The organism is Mycobacteriales bacterium (assembly GCA_035995165.1).
In the GTDB taxonomy this organism is placed as follows: Bacteria; Actinomycetota; Actinomycetes; order Mycobacteriales; family CADCTP01; genus CADCTP01.
This window is the reverse complement of record DASYKU010000004.1, coordinates 1-13,777: the sequence shown is the minus strand read 5'-3', so window position 1 is coordinate 13,777 and position 13,777 is coordinate 1. Positions and strand designations below refer to the sequence as shown.

Genomic DNA, 13,777 nt, shown 5'->3' with positions numbered 1-13,777 from the left:
CTCAGGTCAGGCGGCGGTGGACGACGACGAGGAGCTGGGTCAGGCCGATCACGCCGAGCCCGATCCAGGCGGCGGCGCCCAGCGTGGCGATGAGGTCGGCGTGCCCGACCACGAGCCCGCAGCCGAGCAGCAGGAACGCGGTGAGGATGACCCGGGTCGGCCGCTCCCAGACGGTCACGACGCCGACCTCGCCCATGCCCGCGTTGCCGGCCCGGGCCCGGGCGTACTCCTGCAGGACCATCAGCGAGCCGCCGATCACGCAGGCCGGGCCGGGCGCGCCGAGGAACCAGAGCGGCAGCAGGTACGCGGCGTCCGAGAGCCGGTCGGCCAGCGAGTCCAGGACGTAGCCCCAGCGGGAGGTCTTCCCGGACAGGATCGCGACCGCGCCGTCGAGGTTGTCCAGCAGCCCGGCCGCCACCGCGATGCCGATCGCGGCCAGCGGCCACCGTCCGCCCGGCGCGGCCACCGCCGCGACCAACGCGGAGACCAGCACGCCCCAGGCCGTGAGCACGTCCGGCGAGACCCCGCGCGCGGCCAGCGGCCGGGCGAGCGTGTACGCCAGCGTCAGCCAGCGCCCGGCCAGGCTGGACGGAGCCGGCTCGTAGCCGCCGTGCAGCGGCGCCCACCGGGCCAGGTAGCCGCGCAGGTCCGGCACCGGCTCGGCCGGCCGGCGCGCGGTCACGACCGTGAGGACGAGCACCGCGACGGCCGCGACCGCGAGGACCAGCGCGGTCAGCCCGGCAGCGCTCAGGCGGAGGCCATCCGCTCGAGACCGAGCCCGGCGTACACCTCGCGGGTCGCCGTGGACCGGTTCAGCGTGTAGAAGTGCAGGCCCGGTGCGCCCTCGGCCAGCAGCCGCTCGCAGAGCGCGGTGGCGTGCTCGACGCCGACGCGGCGGACCGCGGCCGGGTCGTCCTCGACCGCGTGCAGCTCCTCGGCCAGGTCGGCCGGGAACGCCGCGCCGGAGAGCAGGGCCGAGCGCTCGATGCCGCGGACGTTCGTGATCGGCATGATGCCGGCGATGATCGGCACGTCGCAGCCGAGCGCGGCGACCCGGTCCCGCATCCGTAGGTAGTCCTCGGCCCGGAAGAACATCTGGGTGATCGCGAAGTCGGCCCCGGCCCGGCACTTGGCCACGAAGTGGCGGGTGTCGGACTCCAGGTCGGGCGAGCGCGGGTGCTTCTCCGGGAACGCGGCCACCCCGACGCAGTAGTCGCCGTGGGCCTTGACCAGCGAGACGAGCTCGTCCGCGTACGACAGGCCCTCGGGGTGGGCGGTCCACTCGGCCATCGGGTCGCCCGGCGGGTCGCCGCGCAGCGCCAGCACGTTGCGGACGCCCGCGCCGGCCAGCCGGCCGACCACGTGCCGGAGCTCCGCCACCGAGTGCCCGACCGCGGTGAGGTGGGCCATCGGCAGCAGCGTGGTCTCGGTCGCGATCCGCTCGGTGATCTCGACGACCCGGTCCCGGTTCGAGCCGCCCGCGCCGTACGTCACCGAGACGAAGGACGGCTGCAGCGACTCCAGCTGCCGGATGGCCTGCCAGAGCAGGCGCTCGCCCTCGTCGGTCTTCGGCGGGAAGAACTCGAAGGAGAACGTCGGGCCGCTCTCGGCGAGCCGGTCCCGCACCGTGCCGGTCATGGCGGCCAGCGTAGCGGGCCCCGCTCGTGCGGCCCTGATGCCGCCAACAGGCGGAACCGCCGGACCTCCTCGATACTTCGCGCACGGACCGCCCGCCACGACCCGGGAGCGTGTGTTGACCTCGACGCAGGACCGAACCGGACCGGCGCTGCACCCCGGTCCGGGTCCGGTGCTGGAGCGGGAGGACCTGCGCGGACGGGTGGCCGGCGCGCTGGAGTCGTTCCTGGACCGGCAGGACGCCCGGCTGTTCGCGGTCGGCTACGAGACCGGCGAGCTGGTGCGCGCGGTCCGGGAGCTGCTGCGCGGCGGCAAGCGGCTGCGGCCGGCATTCGGCTACTGGGCCTGGCGCGGCGCCGGCCTGCCCGACGACGACCGGATGGTCGCCGCGGCGGCCTCGCTCGAGCTGTTCCAGGCCTGCGCGCTGATCCACGACGACGTGATGGACCGCAGCGACACCCGCCGGGGCCGGCCCGCGGCGCACCGGCGTTTCGGCACGCTGCACGCATCTGAGGGCTGGCGCGGCGACGGGGACTCGTTCGGCACCGGCGCGGCCATCCTGCTCGGCGACCTCTGCCTGGGCTGGACCGACGAGATGTTCTTCGGCAGCGGGCTGGAGCCGGACCGGCTGCTGCGGGCCCGGCCGCTGTTCGACGAGATGCGCACCGAGCTGATGGGTGGCCAGTACCTGGACCTGCTGGAGCAGGCGATGGGCGGCGGCTCGGTGCCGCGGGCCCGGCGCGTCATCCAGTACAAGAGCGCCCGCTACAGCGTGCTGCGGCCGCTGCAGCTCGGCGCGGCGCTGGCCGGCGCCGACCGGGCCCTGCTTTCCGCGTACGAGGCGTACGGGCTGCCGCTGGGCGAGGCGTTCCAGCTGCGCGACGACGTGCTCGGCGTGTTCGGCGACCCGGCCGAGACCGGGAAGCCGGCCGGGGACGACCTGCGCGAGGGCAAGCGGACCGTGCTGGTCGCGCTGGCGGCCCAGCGCGGCGGCCCGGCCCAGGTCCGGCTGCTGGAGCGGCTGCTGGGCGACCCGGCCCTGGACCCGGCGGGGGTGCAGCGGCTGCGCGAGGTGATCGTGGTGACCGGCGCGCTGGCCGAGGTCGAGGCGATGATCGCGGCCTGCACCGAGCGGGCCGTGCAGGCGCTGGACGCGTCCGCGGTCGACCCGGACGCCGGCCTGGTCCTGCGCGAGCTGGCCGCCGCGGCCACCACCCGGGCGGTCTGAACCTCCCGTCCCGGGACGAGCCGGACGACCCGGCCGGGCCGGGCCTCCGCTCGGCAGGCGGGAGCGGGGTGCCGGCCCTAGTGTCGGGGCGTGCGCACGGTGACGGGGCCCACGGACCGGGTGGTCGTGGTCGGCGCGGGCCTCGGCGGGCTGTCGGCCGCGCTGCGGCTGGCCGGGGCCGGGCGCGAGGTCACCGTGCTGGAGCGGGAGCCGGTGCCGGGCGGCCGGGCCGGTCGGCTGGAGCGGGACGGCTACGGCTTCGACACCGGCCCGACCGTGCTGACGATGCCGGAGCTGATCGCGGACGCGCTGGACGCGGTCGGCGAGCGGCTGGAGGACTGGCTGGAGCTGGACCCGGTCGACCCGCTCTACCGCGCGTACTACCCGGACGGGTCGACGCTGGACGTGCACTCCGGCGTGGAGGCGATGGCGGCGGAGGTCGAGCGGGTCTGCGGCCCGGCCGAGGCGGCCGGCTACCGGCGGTTCGTCGGGTACGTCAGCGCGATGTACAAGGCCGAGATGCGGACGTTCATCGACCGCAACATCGACTCCCCGCTCGGCCTGCTCGGCCCGGACCTGCTCCGGCTGCTGGCGCTGCGCGGCTTCGGCCGGCTCGCCCCCGCGGTCGGCCGGTACCTCAAGGACCCCCGGACCCAGCGCGTCTTCTCCTTCCAGGCCATGTACGCCGGCCTGTCCCCGTACGACGCGCTGGCCATCTACGCGGTGATCGCCTACATGGACTCGGTCGCGGGCGTGTTCTTCCCCCGCGGCGGCATGCACGCGGTGCCGCGGGCGATGGCCGGCGCGGCCGAGAAGCACGGCGTCCGGTTCCGGTACGGCACCGAGGCGGCCCGGGTCGAGGTCTCCGGCGGCCGGGCCCGGGCGGTGGTCACGACCGACGGCGAGCGGATCGAGGCCGACGTCGTCGTGCTCAACCCCGACCTGCCCGTCGCGTACCGGGACCTGCTGCCGCCGGACTCGGTGCCGCGGCGGGTGAAGAGCCTGCGTTACTCCCCCTCGTGCGTGCTGCTGCACATCGGGTCGAGCGCGCGGTACTCGAAGATCGCGCACCACAACATCCACTTCGGCCGGGCCTGGCGGCGCACGTTCGACGAGATCATCCGGGACGGGCAGCTCATGTCCGACCCGTCGCTGCTGGTGACGAACCCGACGCACACCGACCCGAGCCTGGCGCCGGCCGGCAAGCAGTCCTACTACGTGCTGGCGCCGACCCCGAACCTCACCGCCGGCATCGACTGGGCCAGCACCGGCCCGCGCTACCGGGACGAGATCGTGGCCACGCTGGAGGCCCGCGGGTACACCGGCTTCGGGGCCGGCATCGAGGTCGAACGGCTCGTCACGCCGGCCGACTGGGCCGCGTCCGGGCTGGCCGCGGGGGCGCCGTTCGCGGCCGCGCACACCGTCGGGCAGACCGGGCCGTTCCGGCCGCCGACGCTGCCGCGGGGCCTGGACAACGTCGTGTTCACCGGTTCCGGGACGCAACCGGGCGTCGGCGTGCCGATGGTGCTGCTGTCCGGCCGGCTGGCCGCGGAGCGGGTGACCGGACGTGACCGGACGTACCGGTCCCGCGCCTGGCTGTGACGAGACTGAAGACACTCCGCAGAATCCGTCAACACTGCCCTTTCGGATGCGGTTGTTTCCGGCGAACCCGGTAATCTTGATGGCCGTGCTGGCACCGCTTCCGACCCGGCTCTCCCGGTTCCGGGCGATCGGGGAGCTACGGCTCCTCGACCGCTATCGGATGCTGGGCTTCGCCGGGGCGCTCGCGCTCGCCGTCGGCGGTATCGGCGCCGGCGCGCTGCCCCGCGACGATCCGTTCGCCCGGTTCCGGATCGTCGACTGGCTGCAGGCCAGCGAGCCGCTCGCGCTCGCCGTCGGGTACGCCGGGCTGGCCCTGCTCGTCGTCGCCTGGCTGTTCCTCGGCCGCCGCGTCGGCACCCCGGAAGGCCCCGGCCGCCGGTCGCTGCTGGCCACGCTCGCGCTCTGGTCGGCCCCGCTCTGCCTGGCCCCGCCGATGTTCAGCCGGGACGTCTACAGCTACGGGGCGGTCGGCTGGATGGTGCACGACGGCGCCAGCCCGTACTTCTGGGGGCCCGGGGCGATCCCCGACAATCCGTACCTGGCCGACGTGCCCGACCTCTGGACCCACACCCCGACGCCGTACGGGCCGGCCTTCCTGCAGCTGGCCCGCTGGGTCGTCGACGTCAGCGGTGACCGGACCGTGCCGACCGTGCTCGGGATGCGGCTGCTCGCGCTGGTCGGCGTCCTGCTGCTGGTCCGGTACGTGCCGCGGCTGGCCCGGCACTGCGGCGTCCCGGCCGACCGCGCGCTCTGGCTGGCCGTGCTCAACCCGCTGGTGCTCTTCCACTTCGTCAGCGGCGCCCACAACGACGCGCTGCTGATGGGCCTCATGGTCGCCGGCCTGGTGCTGGTGATGGACCGCCGGTCGATCCTCGGCATCGTGCTGGTCTCGCTGGCGCTGCTGGTCAAGGCGCCGGCCGCGCTCGCGCTGGTGTTCATCGTGCCGTTCTGGGCCCAGCACCTGACCGGCCGGTGGCGGCTGGTCCGGGCCGCGGCCGGGGTCGGCGCGATCTCCGGCGCCGTGATCGCGCTGGTGTCCTGGGGCACCGGACTCGGCTACGGCTGGATCGGCGCGCTCAACACGCCCGGCACGGTCCGCAACTGGCTGTCCGGCACCACGTTGATGGGTGAGCTGGTCGGCGTCATCGCGCACTACTTCGGCGTCGGCGACGACCAGTTCGTCATGGACAAGGCGATCGCGGTCTTCCGCGGCGCCGGCGGGCTGGCCGCGGTCGTGATCGTGCTGGTGCTGCTGGCCCGGATGGACCGGCGCGGGTTCATCGCCTCGCTCGGCCTCGGGTTCGTCGCGGTCGTCGCGCTCAGCCCGGTGGTCCAGCCCTGGTACCTGCTCTGGGGTTTCGTGCTCATCGCCTGCGGCACGTCGAACCTCCGGTCCCGTACGGCCGTGATCACGGCATCAGCCGCACTCGCGGTCGTGGTGATGCCGAAGGGCGGGACGGTCGACGTGAGCGCGATCATCCAGGCGGTCCTCTGCGCGGCCGCGGTGGCCGGCGCGGCGGCCCTGTTCGAGCTGCTGCCGGGGCGGACGCTGAGCTCCGGCGGACCGGTGCTGGGCGGGCCCCGCCGGCCCGCGGACGGGTCCGACGGCTCGGTCGGCCCCGACGGCTCCGACGGCTCCGACGGCTCGGTCGGCCCCGACGGCTCCGACCACTCCGGCGGCGGGCTGCGCACGGTCGGCGCGGCGGCGTCCGGACCGGGGGCGGTGCGCGAGCCGTGACGGCCCCGGCGGCCGTCGCCGCCCTCCGCGAGACCCGCCTCGCCCGGGCCGCCACGACCCGGTGGACGGGCTGGGGCACCGCGCACCTCCGCACGGTCGTGCTGGTCGGCTTCGCCGGCTCGGCGCTGCTGGCGCTCGGCTCCCTAGGGGCCGGCGCTCCCCCCGTCTACGACCCGGTCAAGCGCACCCCGGTGATCGCGGTGCTGCGCGACGGCGTCGGCGAGAAGGCCGCGCTCGCGTTCGTCTACGTCGGCCTGGCCGTGCTCGGCATGGCCTGGCTCTACCTCGGCCGCGCGCTGCTGCGCCGCGAGGAGGGCACCGACCCCGGCCGGCTGCTGAAGATCGCCGGGCTCTGGGCCGCCCCGCTCGTGGTCTGCGTCCCGCTCTTCAGCCGGGACCTGTACGCGTACGCCGCCCAGGCCCAGATCGCGCACGCCGGGCTCGATCCGTACAGCGTGGGACCGGTGTCATTGCCGGGTCCGTTCCTGGACGAGATCTCCGGGATGTGGGTCGACACCCCCGCGCCGTACGGGCCGCTGTTCCTGGGGCTGGGGCGGGCCGTGGCCACGGTGACCGGCGACCGGGTGGTGACCACGGTCTTCGCCATGCGGCTGCTCGCGGTGGCCGGCGTGCTGCTGACCGCGAAGTACCTGCCGCGGCTGGCCCGCGCGGCCGGCGGCGACCCCAGGGTCGCGATCTGGCTGGGCATCGCCAACCCGCTGGTGCTGGCGCACTTCATCGCCGGCGGCCACAACGACGCGCTGATGGTCGGGCTGGTCGTAGCCGGGCTGACGATCGCGATCGAGGCGACCGAGGAACGGTGGGTCGCGCTCGGGGTCGTGCTCTGCTCGGCCGCGGTGCTGGTCAAGGCGCCGGCCGCGGTGGCGGTCGCGTTCCTGGCCTGGGTCTGGGCCCGGCAGCTGACCGGCCGCTGGGTGCTGGTGCGGGCCAGCGTCCGGACCGGGGCGGTGGCAGCGGCGACGATCGCGCTGCTGACCGGGGTGACCGGGCTCGGCTTCGGCTGGATCAACCAGCTCAACGCCTCCGGCCAGGTCGTGGCCTGGACGTCGATCCCGACCGGGATCGGCATGCTCGTCGAGGTGCTGCGGGGCATCCCCAACTTCGTCACGTACCAGGACCCGGTGATCTCGGCCGCGCGGCTGATCGGGCAGGTCGCCACCGCCGGGATCCTGCTCTGGCTCTGGCTCAAGGCCGGGCGGATCGGCTGGGTCCGGGCCGCCGCGCTGGCGCTGCTGGTCGTCGTGGTCCTCGGCCCGGTCGTGCAGCCCTGGTACGTGCTGTGGGGGCTGACGCTGCTCGGCGCGACGAAGCTGGACCGCCGGGTCGGGCTGGTCGCGGCCGGGGCCTGCTTCTGGCTGTCGATGATGATCGCGCCGCAGGGCTCCAACCTCTTCCTCGAGGTCCCGCCGGTGCTGGCGATGGCGACGGCGGCCGCGGTCGCCACCTTCGCGGTGCTGGGGCGCACTGCGGGCGAACCTTCCGACGGCCCGCCCGAGCGGGTCGTGGAGACCGTGAACCCGCAGGTCGTCCCTCCGATCACGGTCAACGGGCGCGATCTCGGGAAGCCGGTAGCCTCCGTGTAGTGAGCGCCCGGGAGCTGGACGCCGCCGGGATCACCGACCCGGCGCTGCGGGAGTCGTACGAGCGCTGCCGGCGCCTGAACGCGACCCACGGGCGGACCTACTACCTGGCCACGCTGCTGCTGCCCGCGTCCAAGCGGCCGTACGTGCACGCGCTCTACGGCTTCGCCCGGTACGCGGACGAGATCGTCGACGACCTCGCCTCCACGCTGACCCCGGCGGAGAAGGCGGAGTGGCTGCGGGACTGGGGCGGCCGGTTCCTGGAGGCGGTCCGGACCGGCTCCTCCGACCACCCGGTCAGCCGCGCGGTGGTGGACACCGTCCGGCGCTGGGACATCCCGCTCGGGCTGTTCGAGGACTTCCTCGCCTCGATGCGGATGGACCTCACGGTCTCCGGCTACGAGACGTACGAGGACCTGCTGACCTACGTCTGGGGGTCGGCGGCGGCGATCGGGCTGCAGATGGTCCCGGTGCTGGAGCCGACGGTGCCGCGGGAGATCGCCGAGCCGTACGCGGCCGATCTCGGGATCGCCTTCCAGCTGTCGAACTTCATCCGGGACGTCGGCGAGGACCTGCGCCGGGGGCGGGTCTATCTGCCGGGCGAGGACCTCGCGCTGTTCGGGGTCGACCGGGAGCGGTTGGCCCGGGGGGTGGTGGACGGGCCGGTCCGGCGGCTGCTGGCGTACGAGATCGCGCGGACGCGGGAGCTCTACCGGGCCGCGGCGCCCGGCGTCCGGCTGCTCGACCCGACCAGCCGGGACTGCATCCGGACCGCCGTCCGGCTCTACGGCGGGATCCTGGACGAGGTCGAGCGGGCCGACTACCAGGTACTGGACCGGCGGGTGTCGGTCGGGCCGGCGCAGCGGATCCGGGTCGCGGTGCCGGGTCTGGCGCGCGCGTACGCAGCCCGTCGCTGAGCGGGGGTTCCCGCCGGTGCGCGCCCCATCGGGTGCGCCCCCGCTGAGCGGGCTCCCGGGGGCGGCGCCCCGCGGGAGCGCGGGCTCCGCAGTCCCCGCCCCGGCCGGGTGCGCGGCCCCGCTGAGCGGGCCCCCGCGGGAGCGCGGGCTCCGCAGTCCTCCGCCCCGCCGGGTGCGCGCCCCGGCCGAGCGGGCCCCGCGGGTGCGTGCCCCGCGCTGAGCGCGTGCCCTCGCCGGGTGCCGCGCCTCCGCTGAGCGGGGCCCTGCGGGTGCGCGCCGCCGGCGCTGAGCGACGCCGGCAGCCCGGGCGCTGACGGGTGGGATGCTGGCTGGGATGGCGACTTTCGCGCTGGTGCACGGGGCCTGGCACGGCGGCTGGTGCTGGGATGCGGTCGCGGCCGAGCTGAATGCTCGCGGGCACCGCTGCGTCGCGCCGGACCTGCCGATCGGCGACCCGGAGGCCGGCGCGGCCGAGTACGCCGCGGTGATCGACGACGCGCTGGCCGGCGAGACCGACGTGGTGCTGGTCGCGCACTCGCTGGCCGGCCTGGTCGCGCCGCTCGTCCGGCCGGTGCGCCGGGTCGTCTACCTGGCCGCGATGCTGCCCGAGCCCGGCCGCAGCGTGGACGAGCGCGCGAAGGCCGGCGAACGGATGACCCGCCGCGGGATCGGGCGCGGCCAGACCGCCAACCCGGACGGCTCGACGCAGTGGCTCCCGGACGCCGCCGTCGAGTGGCTCTACCCGGACTCTCCCCCGGCGGTCGCCCGGGCGGCCGCCGGAGCGTTGCGCCCGCAGCACTGGCGGATCACGGCCGAACCCGGCCCGGTGGCCGAGCGGCCGTCCGGAACCTACCTGCTCTGCCGGGACGACAGGATCATCGACGCGGACTGGGCCCGGTCGGCGGCGCCGGCCGAGGTGGTCGAGCTCCCCGGCGACCACTCGCCGTTCCTCGCCCGGCCGGGCGAGCTGGCCGACCTGCTGACCGGCTGACGCCGCGGCGGCCCAGCCAGACCCAGGTCGAGAGCGTCAGCGTCACCATCGCGTACCCGAACAGCAGGTCCTCCACCGGCGCGTACGCGATCCGCCAGCCCAGGATCGCGGCCGGGGCGTAGCGGACGATGTCGAAGCCGGTGAGGATCCCGTTGGTGACCAGCTGGAAGAACACCACGATCGTGTACGCGGTCCAGTACGTCCGGCGCCGGATCAGCCAGGTCCGCAGCACGACGGTGTCGACCAGCAGCGCCCCGGCCACGCCGATCAGCGCGAGCTGGGTGTAGGTCACCCCTCGTCCCCGACCGGCCACCTGCGGACCGCACGCACCGCCTCGAAGGCGAGGATCGCGCAGGTCGGGGTGACCAGGAAGAACAGCACCTCGTCCAGCGGCAGCCGGCCCGGCAGCAGCAGCCCGGTCATCCGGTGCAGGTCGTACGTCCAGTGGCCGGCGTGGATCGCGTACAGGTCCCAGGCGCTGAAGACGACCAGGGTGGGCAGCAGGGAGAGCAGCCAGCGCCGCCAGCGGGCGTAGACCCGGGTCCGCAGCACGATCTCCAGCGGGGCGGTGCCGAGCAGGCAACCGGCCAGGACCGCGACGTAGGCGAGATGGCTCACAGCCGGGCCCGCAGCGCCCGGGCCGCGGCCTCCGGGTCGGCGGCCGCGGTGATCGCCCGGACCACCACGACCCGCCGGGCGCCGGCCTCGATCACCGCGTCGAGCCGGGCCTCGTCGATCCCGCCGATGGCGAACCAGGGACGGGTGGCGACGTGGGCCGCGTACCGGGTCAGGTCCAGGCCCGGGGCGGGGCGGCCGGGCTTGGTCGGGGTCGGCCAGGTCGGGCCGACGCAGAAGTAGTCGACGTCCGGCTCCTTCTCGGCCGCGTCGACCTGGTCCCGGTCGTGGGTCGAGCGGCCGACGAGCGGGCCGGCGCCGATGATCCGGCGCGCGGCCGGGACAGGGAGGTCGTCCTGGCCGAGGTGCAGCACGTCCGTGTGTGAGACGGCCGCGAGGTCGGCGCGGTCGTTGACGGCCCAGAGCGCGCCGTGCCGGCGGGCGGCGTCGGCGAACACCTCCAGCAGGGCCAGCTCCGCGCGCGCCTCCAGCCCCTTCTCCCGCAGCTGCACGATGTCGACGCCGCCGCGCAGGGCCGCGTCCAGGAACTCGGCCAGGTCGCCCTGCGCGCGCCGGGAATCCGTGCAGAGGTAGAGCTTCGCGCCGGCCAGCCGCTCCCGGCTATCCACCGGCGACCGCGCGGACCAGCTCCAGGCGGTCGCCGTCGGCCAGCACGACGGCGTCCATCTCCGAGCGGACCAGGGCGTCGCCGTTGCGCTCGACCACGATCGACCCCGGCCGCAGGCCGAGCTGCTCGATCAGCGCGACCAGGCCGAGGCCCTCGGGCAGGTCGCGGTCGTCGCCGTTCACGGTCACCCGCATCACAAGGCCAATGCCTGGGCCCGCCGTTTGACCTCGCGGCTGCGGTCGGCCTGCAGCGCGTCCACCGGCGTCCCGGGCAGCGAGTCGTCCGGGGTGTGCAGCCAGCGGATCGCGGCCTCGTCGTCGTACCCGCCGTCGTGCAGCAGGGTCAGCACGCCGGTCAGGCCCTTGACCACCGTGTCGCCGGCCACGAACTTGGCCGGGATCCGCAGCACGCCGTCGCGCCGCTGCCCGGCCAGGCCGCCCTCCCGCAAGAACTGATGCACCTTCGTCACCGAGACCCCGAGCCGCTCGGCCACGTCCGGGACGGTCAACCACTCGAACTCCGTACTCACGCCGTCCAGCGTGCCATGCCGCCTCCGGCGCCGCGGCCCCACCCACCGCAGGCCGGCCGCACCCGCGGCCGGGACCCGCGCGGTCGGGGCCGCGGGGCCTCTGCCACGCAGCCGGGCGCTGACCGCCGGTCGGTCAGCAGGGCCGGGACCCGACGCCACGCGGCCACCGGGCCGCCGGACACGGCCGGGCGGCCAGGCCGCCGGACCCGGCCGAGCCACCGAGCCACCGGACACGGCCGGTGGCTCGGGCCACCGGACCACAGCCGGACCACCGAGCCACCGGACCACAGCCGGACCACCGGACCACCGGACACGGGCGGGGGCGGCGGGGCGGCGGAGGCGGGTGGGGCGCCGACGCTCGGGCGGGTCGGTGAATTCGGGGGCGATCGGCGGCGGGGTTACCAGCTGCTGGAGGAGCCGCCGCCGGAGGAGTGGCCGCCGCCGAAGCTGCCCGAGGAGTGGTGTGAGGAGGACGAGCTGTGGTGCGAGGACGAGCTCGACGACCCGAACGAGCCGAAGGACCGGTACGAGCGCCGCCGCCGATAGGAGTCGTCGTCGGTGCCGTCGGTGTGGCCGGACCTGCGGGCCAGCGACATCACCCAGCCGACCACCGCGATCCCGACCAGCAGCAGGATCCAGAGCCAGGCGGCATTGCCGGAGCCGCCGTCGCCGTCGACGGCCTCCGTGGTCTGGTCGCCGAACAACGGGTCGGCGTCCAGCCCGTCGGTGGTCCCGGGCGCGGCCAGCGGGGTGGTGAGCACGTCGTGCCCGAGCGCGGTCCGGATCCCGTCCAGCCCGGCCAGCACGGCGTCCTCGGTCCGGCCCTGCTTGAGCAGCGGGGTGATCGTGCCGCCGATGATCTCGCTGGCCTGCCCGTCCGGCAGCCGGCTGCGCAGGCCGTCGCCGGTCGCGATGCGCAGCCGGTGGTCGTCCAGCGCGATCACCAGCAGCACGCCGTTGTTCTCGGTCTTCTGGCCGACGCCCCAGGCGTTGAACAGCCCGGTCGACCAGTCCTCGATCGAGGCGTCGCCGGTGGTCGGCACCAGCGCGACCGCTGTCTGGTCCTTCTCCGGGCTGGCCTTCTCGTCGGCGTCCAGGACCGAGGTGATCCGGGCGCAGGTCGCGGCCGGCAGCGTCGAGGTGGTGTCGACACAGACCGCAGGGGCCGGGTACGCCGTGGCTCCGGGCGGAGCGGTCGCGGCCGGCGTCGGCGCGGCCAGGGCCGTCGTGGCCGGCGTCGGCGCGGCCAGGGCCGTCGTTGCCGGCGTCGGCGCGGCCAGGGCCGCGGCCGGCCCGAGCAGGATGACGGCGGCTGCGGCGGCGAGCGCGGTGATCGTGCGGCGCACGGCGTCCTCCGGGGACAAGCGACGAATCGGACGGTCCGGGCACTGCGACGGTAGCGGGTCGTCTCCGGTTCGTACCCACATTGACCCACCCCTGTCCGCCATCGGCCATCCCGCCCACCCCCGCCGCGGCCCGGGTGAGGGGCACCGCGGACCCGCCGCCGGACCGCTCGGGGGCCACTCCTGGGCCAGCCCTCCGGCCTACCGTCGTCGAGCCGGTGGTGCGGCCCGATGGTGTCCATCGGAAGCGATACCACTCAGAGTGGTAGTTACCTCTGGGAGTGGTACGGCTCCGACGGGACACCGTCCCGTCGGAGCCATTCCTCAGGGCACCCCGCGCGACCGGCTCCGGCCCCCAGGCGCGGCCGCCTCAACCGCCGGCACACACCCGAGTCCCGCCACCGCCGAGCAGGCCCGCCACCGCCCGACCACGCCCCACCGCCCGGGCAAGGCCCCGCCACCGCCCGGCAAGCCCCCGCCACGTCCGACAGCCGGGCAGGCCCGCCACCCCCCGACAGGCCGGCAGGCCCGCCACCGCCCGGGCGGACCCAGGCAGGCCCCGCCACCCCCCGACAGGCCGGCAGGCCCCACCACCGCCCGGCAGGCCGGGCAGGCCCCACCACCGCCCGGCAGGCCCGGGCAGGCCCCACCACCCCCGGACGGGCCCGGGCAGGCCCCACCACCACCGGACGGGCCCGGGCAGGCCCCACCACCACCGGACGGACCCGGGCAGGCCCCACCACCACCGGACGGACCCGGGCAGGCCCGGGCGGAGCCGGGGTCAGGTGGTGCGGAGGGGGATGCCGGGATCGGCGAGGCGGGCGGGATCGGGGACCGCGCCGGCGTCGATCCCCTTGCGGGCCTGGGTCGCGTCCCGCGGCCGGTCCACCGCGAGCAGCCCGGACAGCCGCCCGCCGGAGTCCAGCCAGACCGCGGACCAGCCGGTCGCG

At 75.7% G+C, this 13,777-nt stretch carries 14 protein-coding genes; 6 read left to right on the top strand and 8 right to left on the bottom strand.

From position 1 onward, the window contains the following. Nucleotide 1: 1 nt before the first annotated feature. Nucleotides 2–682, bottom strand: a complete 681-nt coding sequence (locus tag VGP36_00475) for a CDP-alcohol phosphatidyltransferase family protein (GenBank protein HEV7653200.1) — start codon at nt 680–682, stop codon at nt 2–4. 65 nt (nt 683–747) lie between these two features. Next, nucleotides 748–1,638, bottom strand: coding sequence for a methylenetetrahydrofolate reductase [NAD(P)H] (gene metF, locus VGP36_00470; GenBank protein HEV7653199.1), 891 nt, complete (start codon nt 1,636–1,638; stop codon nt 748–750). Nucleotides 1,639–1,753: 115 nt separating this feature from the next. Between metF and VGP36_00465 the strand changes: the two genes are divergently transcribed. The 6 genes from VGP36_00465 (at nt 1,754) to VGP36_00440 (ending at nt 9,712) form a co-directional block, all read left to right on the top strand. Further along, on the top strand, nt 1,754–2,863 hold the full coding sequence (locus VGP36_00465) for a polyprenyl synthetase family protein (protein HEV7653198.1): 1,110 nt from the start codon (nt 1,754–1,756) through the stop codon (nt 2,861–2,863). 90 nt (nt 2,864–2,953) lie between these two features. Then, nucleotides 2,954–4,465 carry a phytoene desaturase family protein gene (gene crtI / locus VGP36_00460; protein ID HEV7653197.1) on the top strand — a complete coding sequence of 504 codons (1,512 nt, stop codon included), beginning with the start codon at nt 2,954–2,956 and terminating at the stop codon, nt 4,463–4,465. Between the two features lie 85 nt (nt 4,466–4,550). Further along, nucleotides 4,551–6,203, top strand: a complete 1,653-nt coding sequence (gene mptB / locus VGP36_00455) for a polyprenol phosphomannose-dependent alpha 1,6 mannosyltransferase MptB (protein HEV7653196.1) — start codon at nt 4,551–4,553, stop codon at nt 6,201–6,203. Continuing rightward, on the top strand, nt 6,200–7,807 hold the full coding sequence (gene mptB, locus VGP36_00450; protein ID HEV7653195.1) for a polyprenol phosphomannose-dependent alpha 1,6 mannosyltransferase MptB: 1,608 nt from the start codon (nt 6,200–6,202) through the stop codon (nt 7,805–7,807). The genes mptB (VGP36_00455) and mptB (VGP36_00450) overlap by 4 nt, the downstream gene beginning before the upstream one ends. Next, the gene (locus tag VGP36_00445) at nt 7,807–8,721 is read left to right on the top strand and encodes a phytoene/squalene synthase family protein (GenBank protein HEV7653194.1); all 915 of its coding nucleotides are present in this window, start codon (nt 7,807–7,809) and stop codon (nt 8,719–8,721) included. Before mptB (VGP36_00450) ends, VGP36_00445 begins: the two co-directional genes overlap by 1 nt. A gap of 334 nt (nt 8,722–9,055) precedes the next feature. Next, on the top strand, nt 9,056–9,712 hold the full coding sequence (locus tag VGP36_00440) for an alpha/beta fold hydrolase (GenBank protein HEV7653193.1): 657 nt from the start codon (nt 9,056–9,058) through the stop codon (nt 9,710–9,712). On the opposite strand, the gene VGP36_00435 is transcribed toward VGP36_00440, so the two are convergent. The 6 genes from VGP36_00435 to VGP36_00410 form a co-directional block, all read right to left on the bottom strand. Continuing rightward, nucleotides 9,597–10,004: a lycopene cyclase domain-containing protein gene (locus VGP36_00435; GenBank protein HEV7653192.1), complete on the bottom strand. Its 408-nt coding sequence runs from the start codon at nt 10,002–10,004 to the stop codon at nt 9,597–9,599. The genes VGP36_00440 and VGP36_00435 overlap by 116 nt on opposite strands. Continuing rightward, nucleotides 10,001–10,330: a lycopene cyclase domain-containing protein gene (locus VGP36_00430; protein ID HEV7653191.1), complete on the bottom strand. Its 330-nt coding sequence runs from the start codon at nt 10,328–10,330 to the stop codon at nt 10,001–10,003. Before VGP36_00430 ends, VGP36_00435 begins: the two co-directional genes overlap by 4 nt. Next, complete coding sequence (gene thiE / locus VGP36_00425) at nt 10,327–10,956, bottom strand: thiamine phosphate synthase (GenBank protein HEV7653190.1); 630 nt, start codon at nt 10,954–10,956, stop codon at nt 10,327–10,329. The genes VGP36_00430 and thiE overlap by 4 nt, the downstream gene beginning before the upstream one ends. Next, the gene (thiS, locus tag VGP36_00420) at nt 10,949–11,149 is read right to left on the bottom strand and encodes a sulfur carrier protein ThiS (GenBank protein HEV7653189.1); all 201 of its coding nucleotides are present in this window, start codon (nt 11,147–11,149) and stop codon (nt 10,949–10,951) included. Before thiS ends, thiE begins: the two co-directional genes overlap by 8 nt. After that, nucleotides 11,149–11,484: an Rv2175c family DNA-binding protein gene (locus tag VGP36_00415; protein ID HEV7653188.1), complete on the bottom strand. Its 336-nt coding sequence runs from the start codon at nt 11,482–11,484 to the stop codon at nt 11,149–11,151. The genes thiS and VGP36_00415 overlap by 1 nt, the downstream gene beginning before the upstream one ends. A 398-nt stretch (nt 11,485–11,882) precedes the next feature. Continuing rightward, nucleotides 11,883–12,830 carry a TPM domain-containing protein gene (locus tag VGP36_00410; protein ID HEV7653187.1) on the bottom strand — a complete coding sequence of 316 codons (948 nt, stop codon included), beginning with the start codon at nt 12,828–12,830 and terminating at the stop codon, nt 11,883–11,885. Between the last annotated feature and the right edge of the window lie 947 nt (nt 12,831–13,777).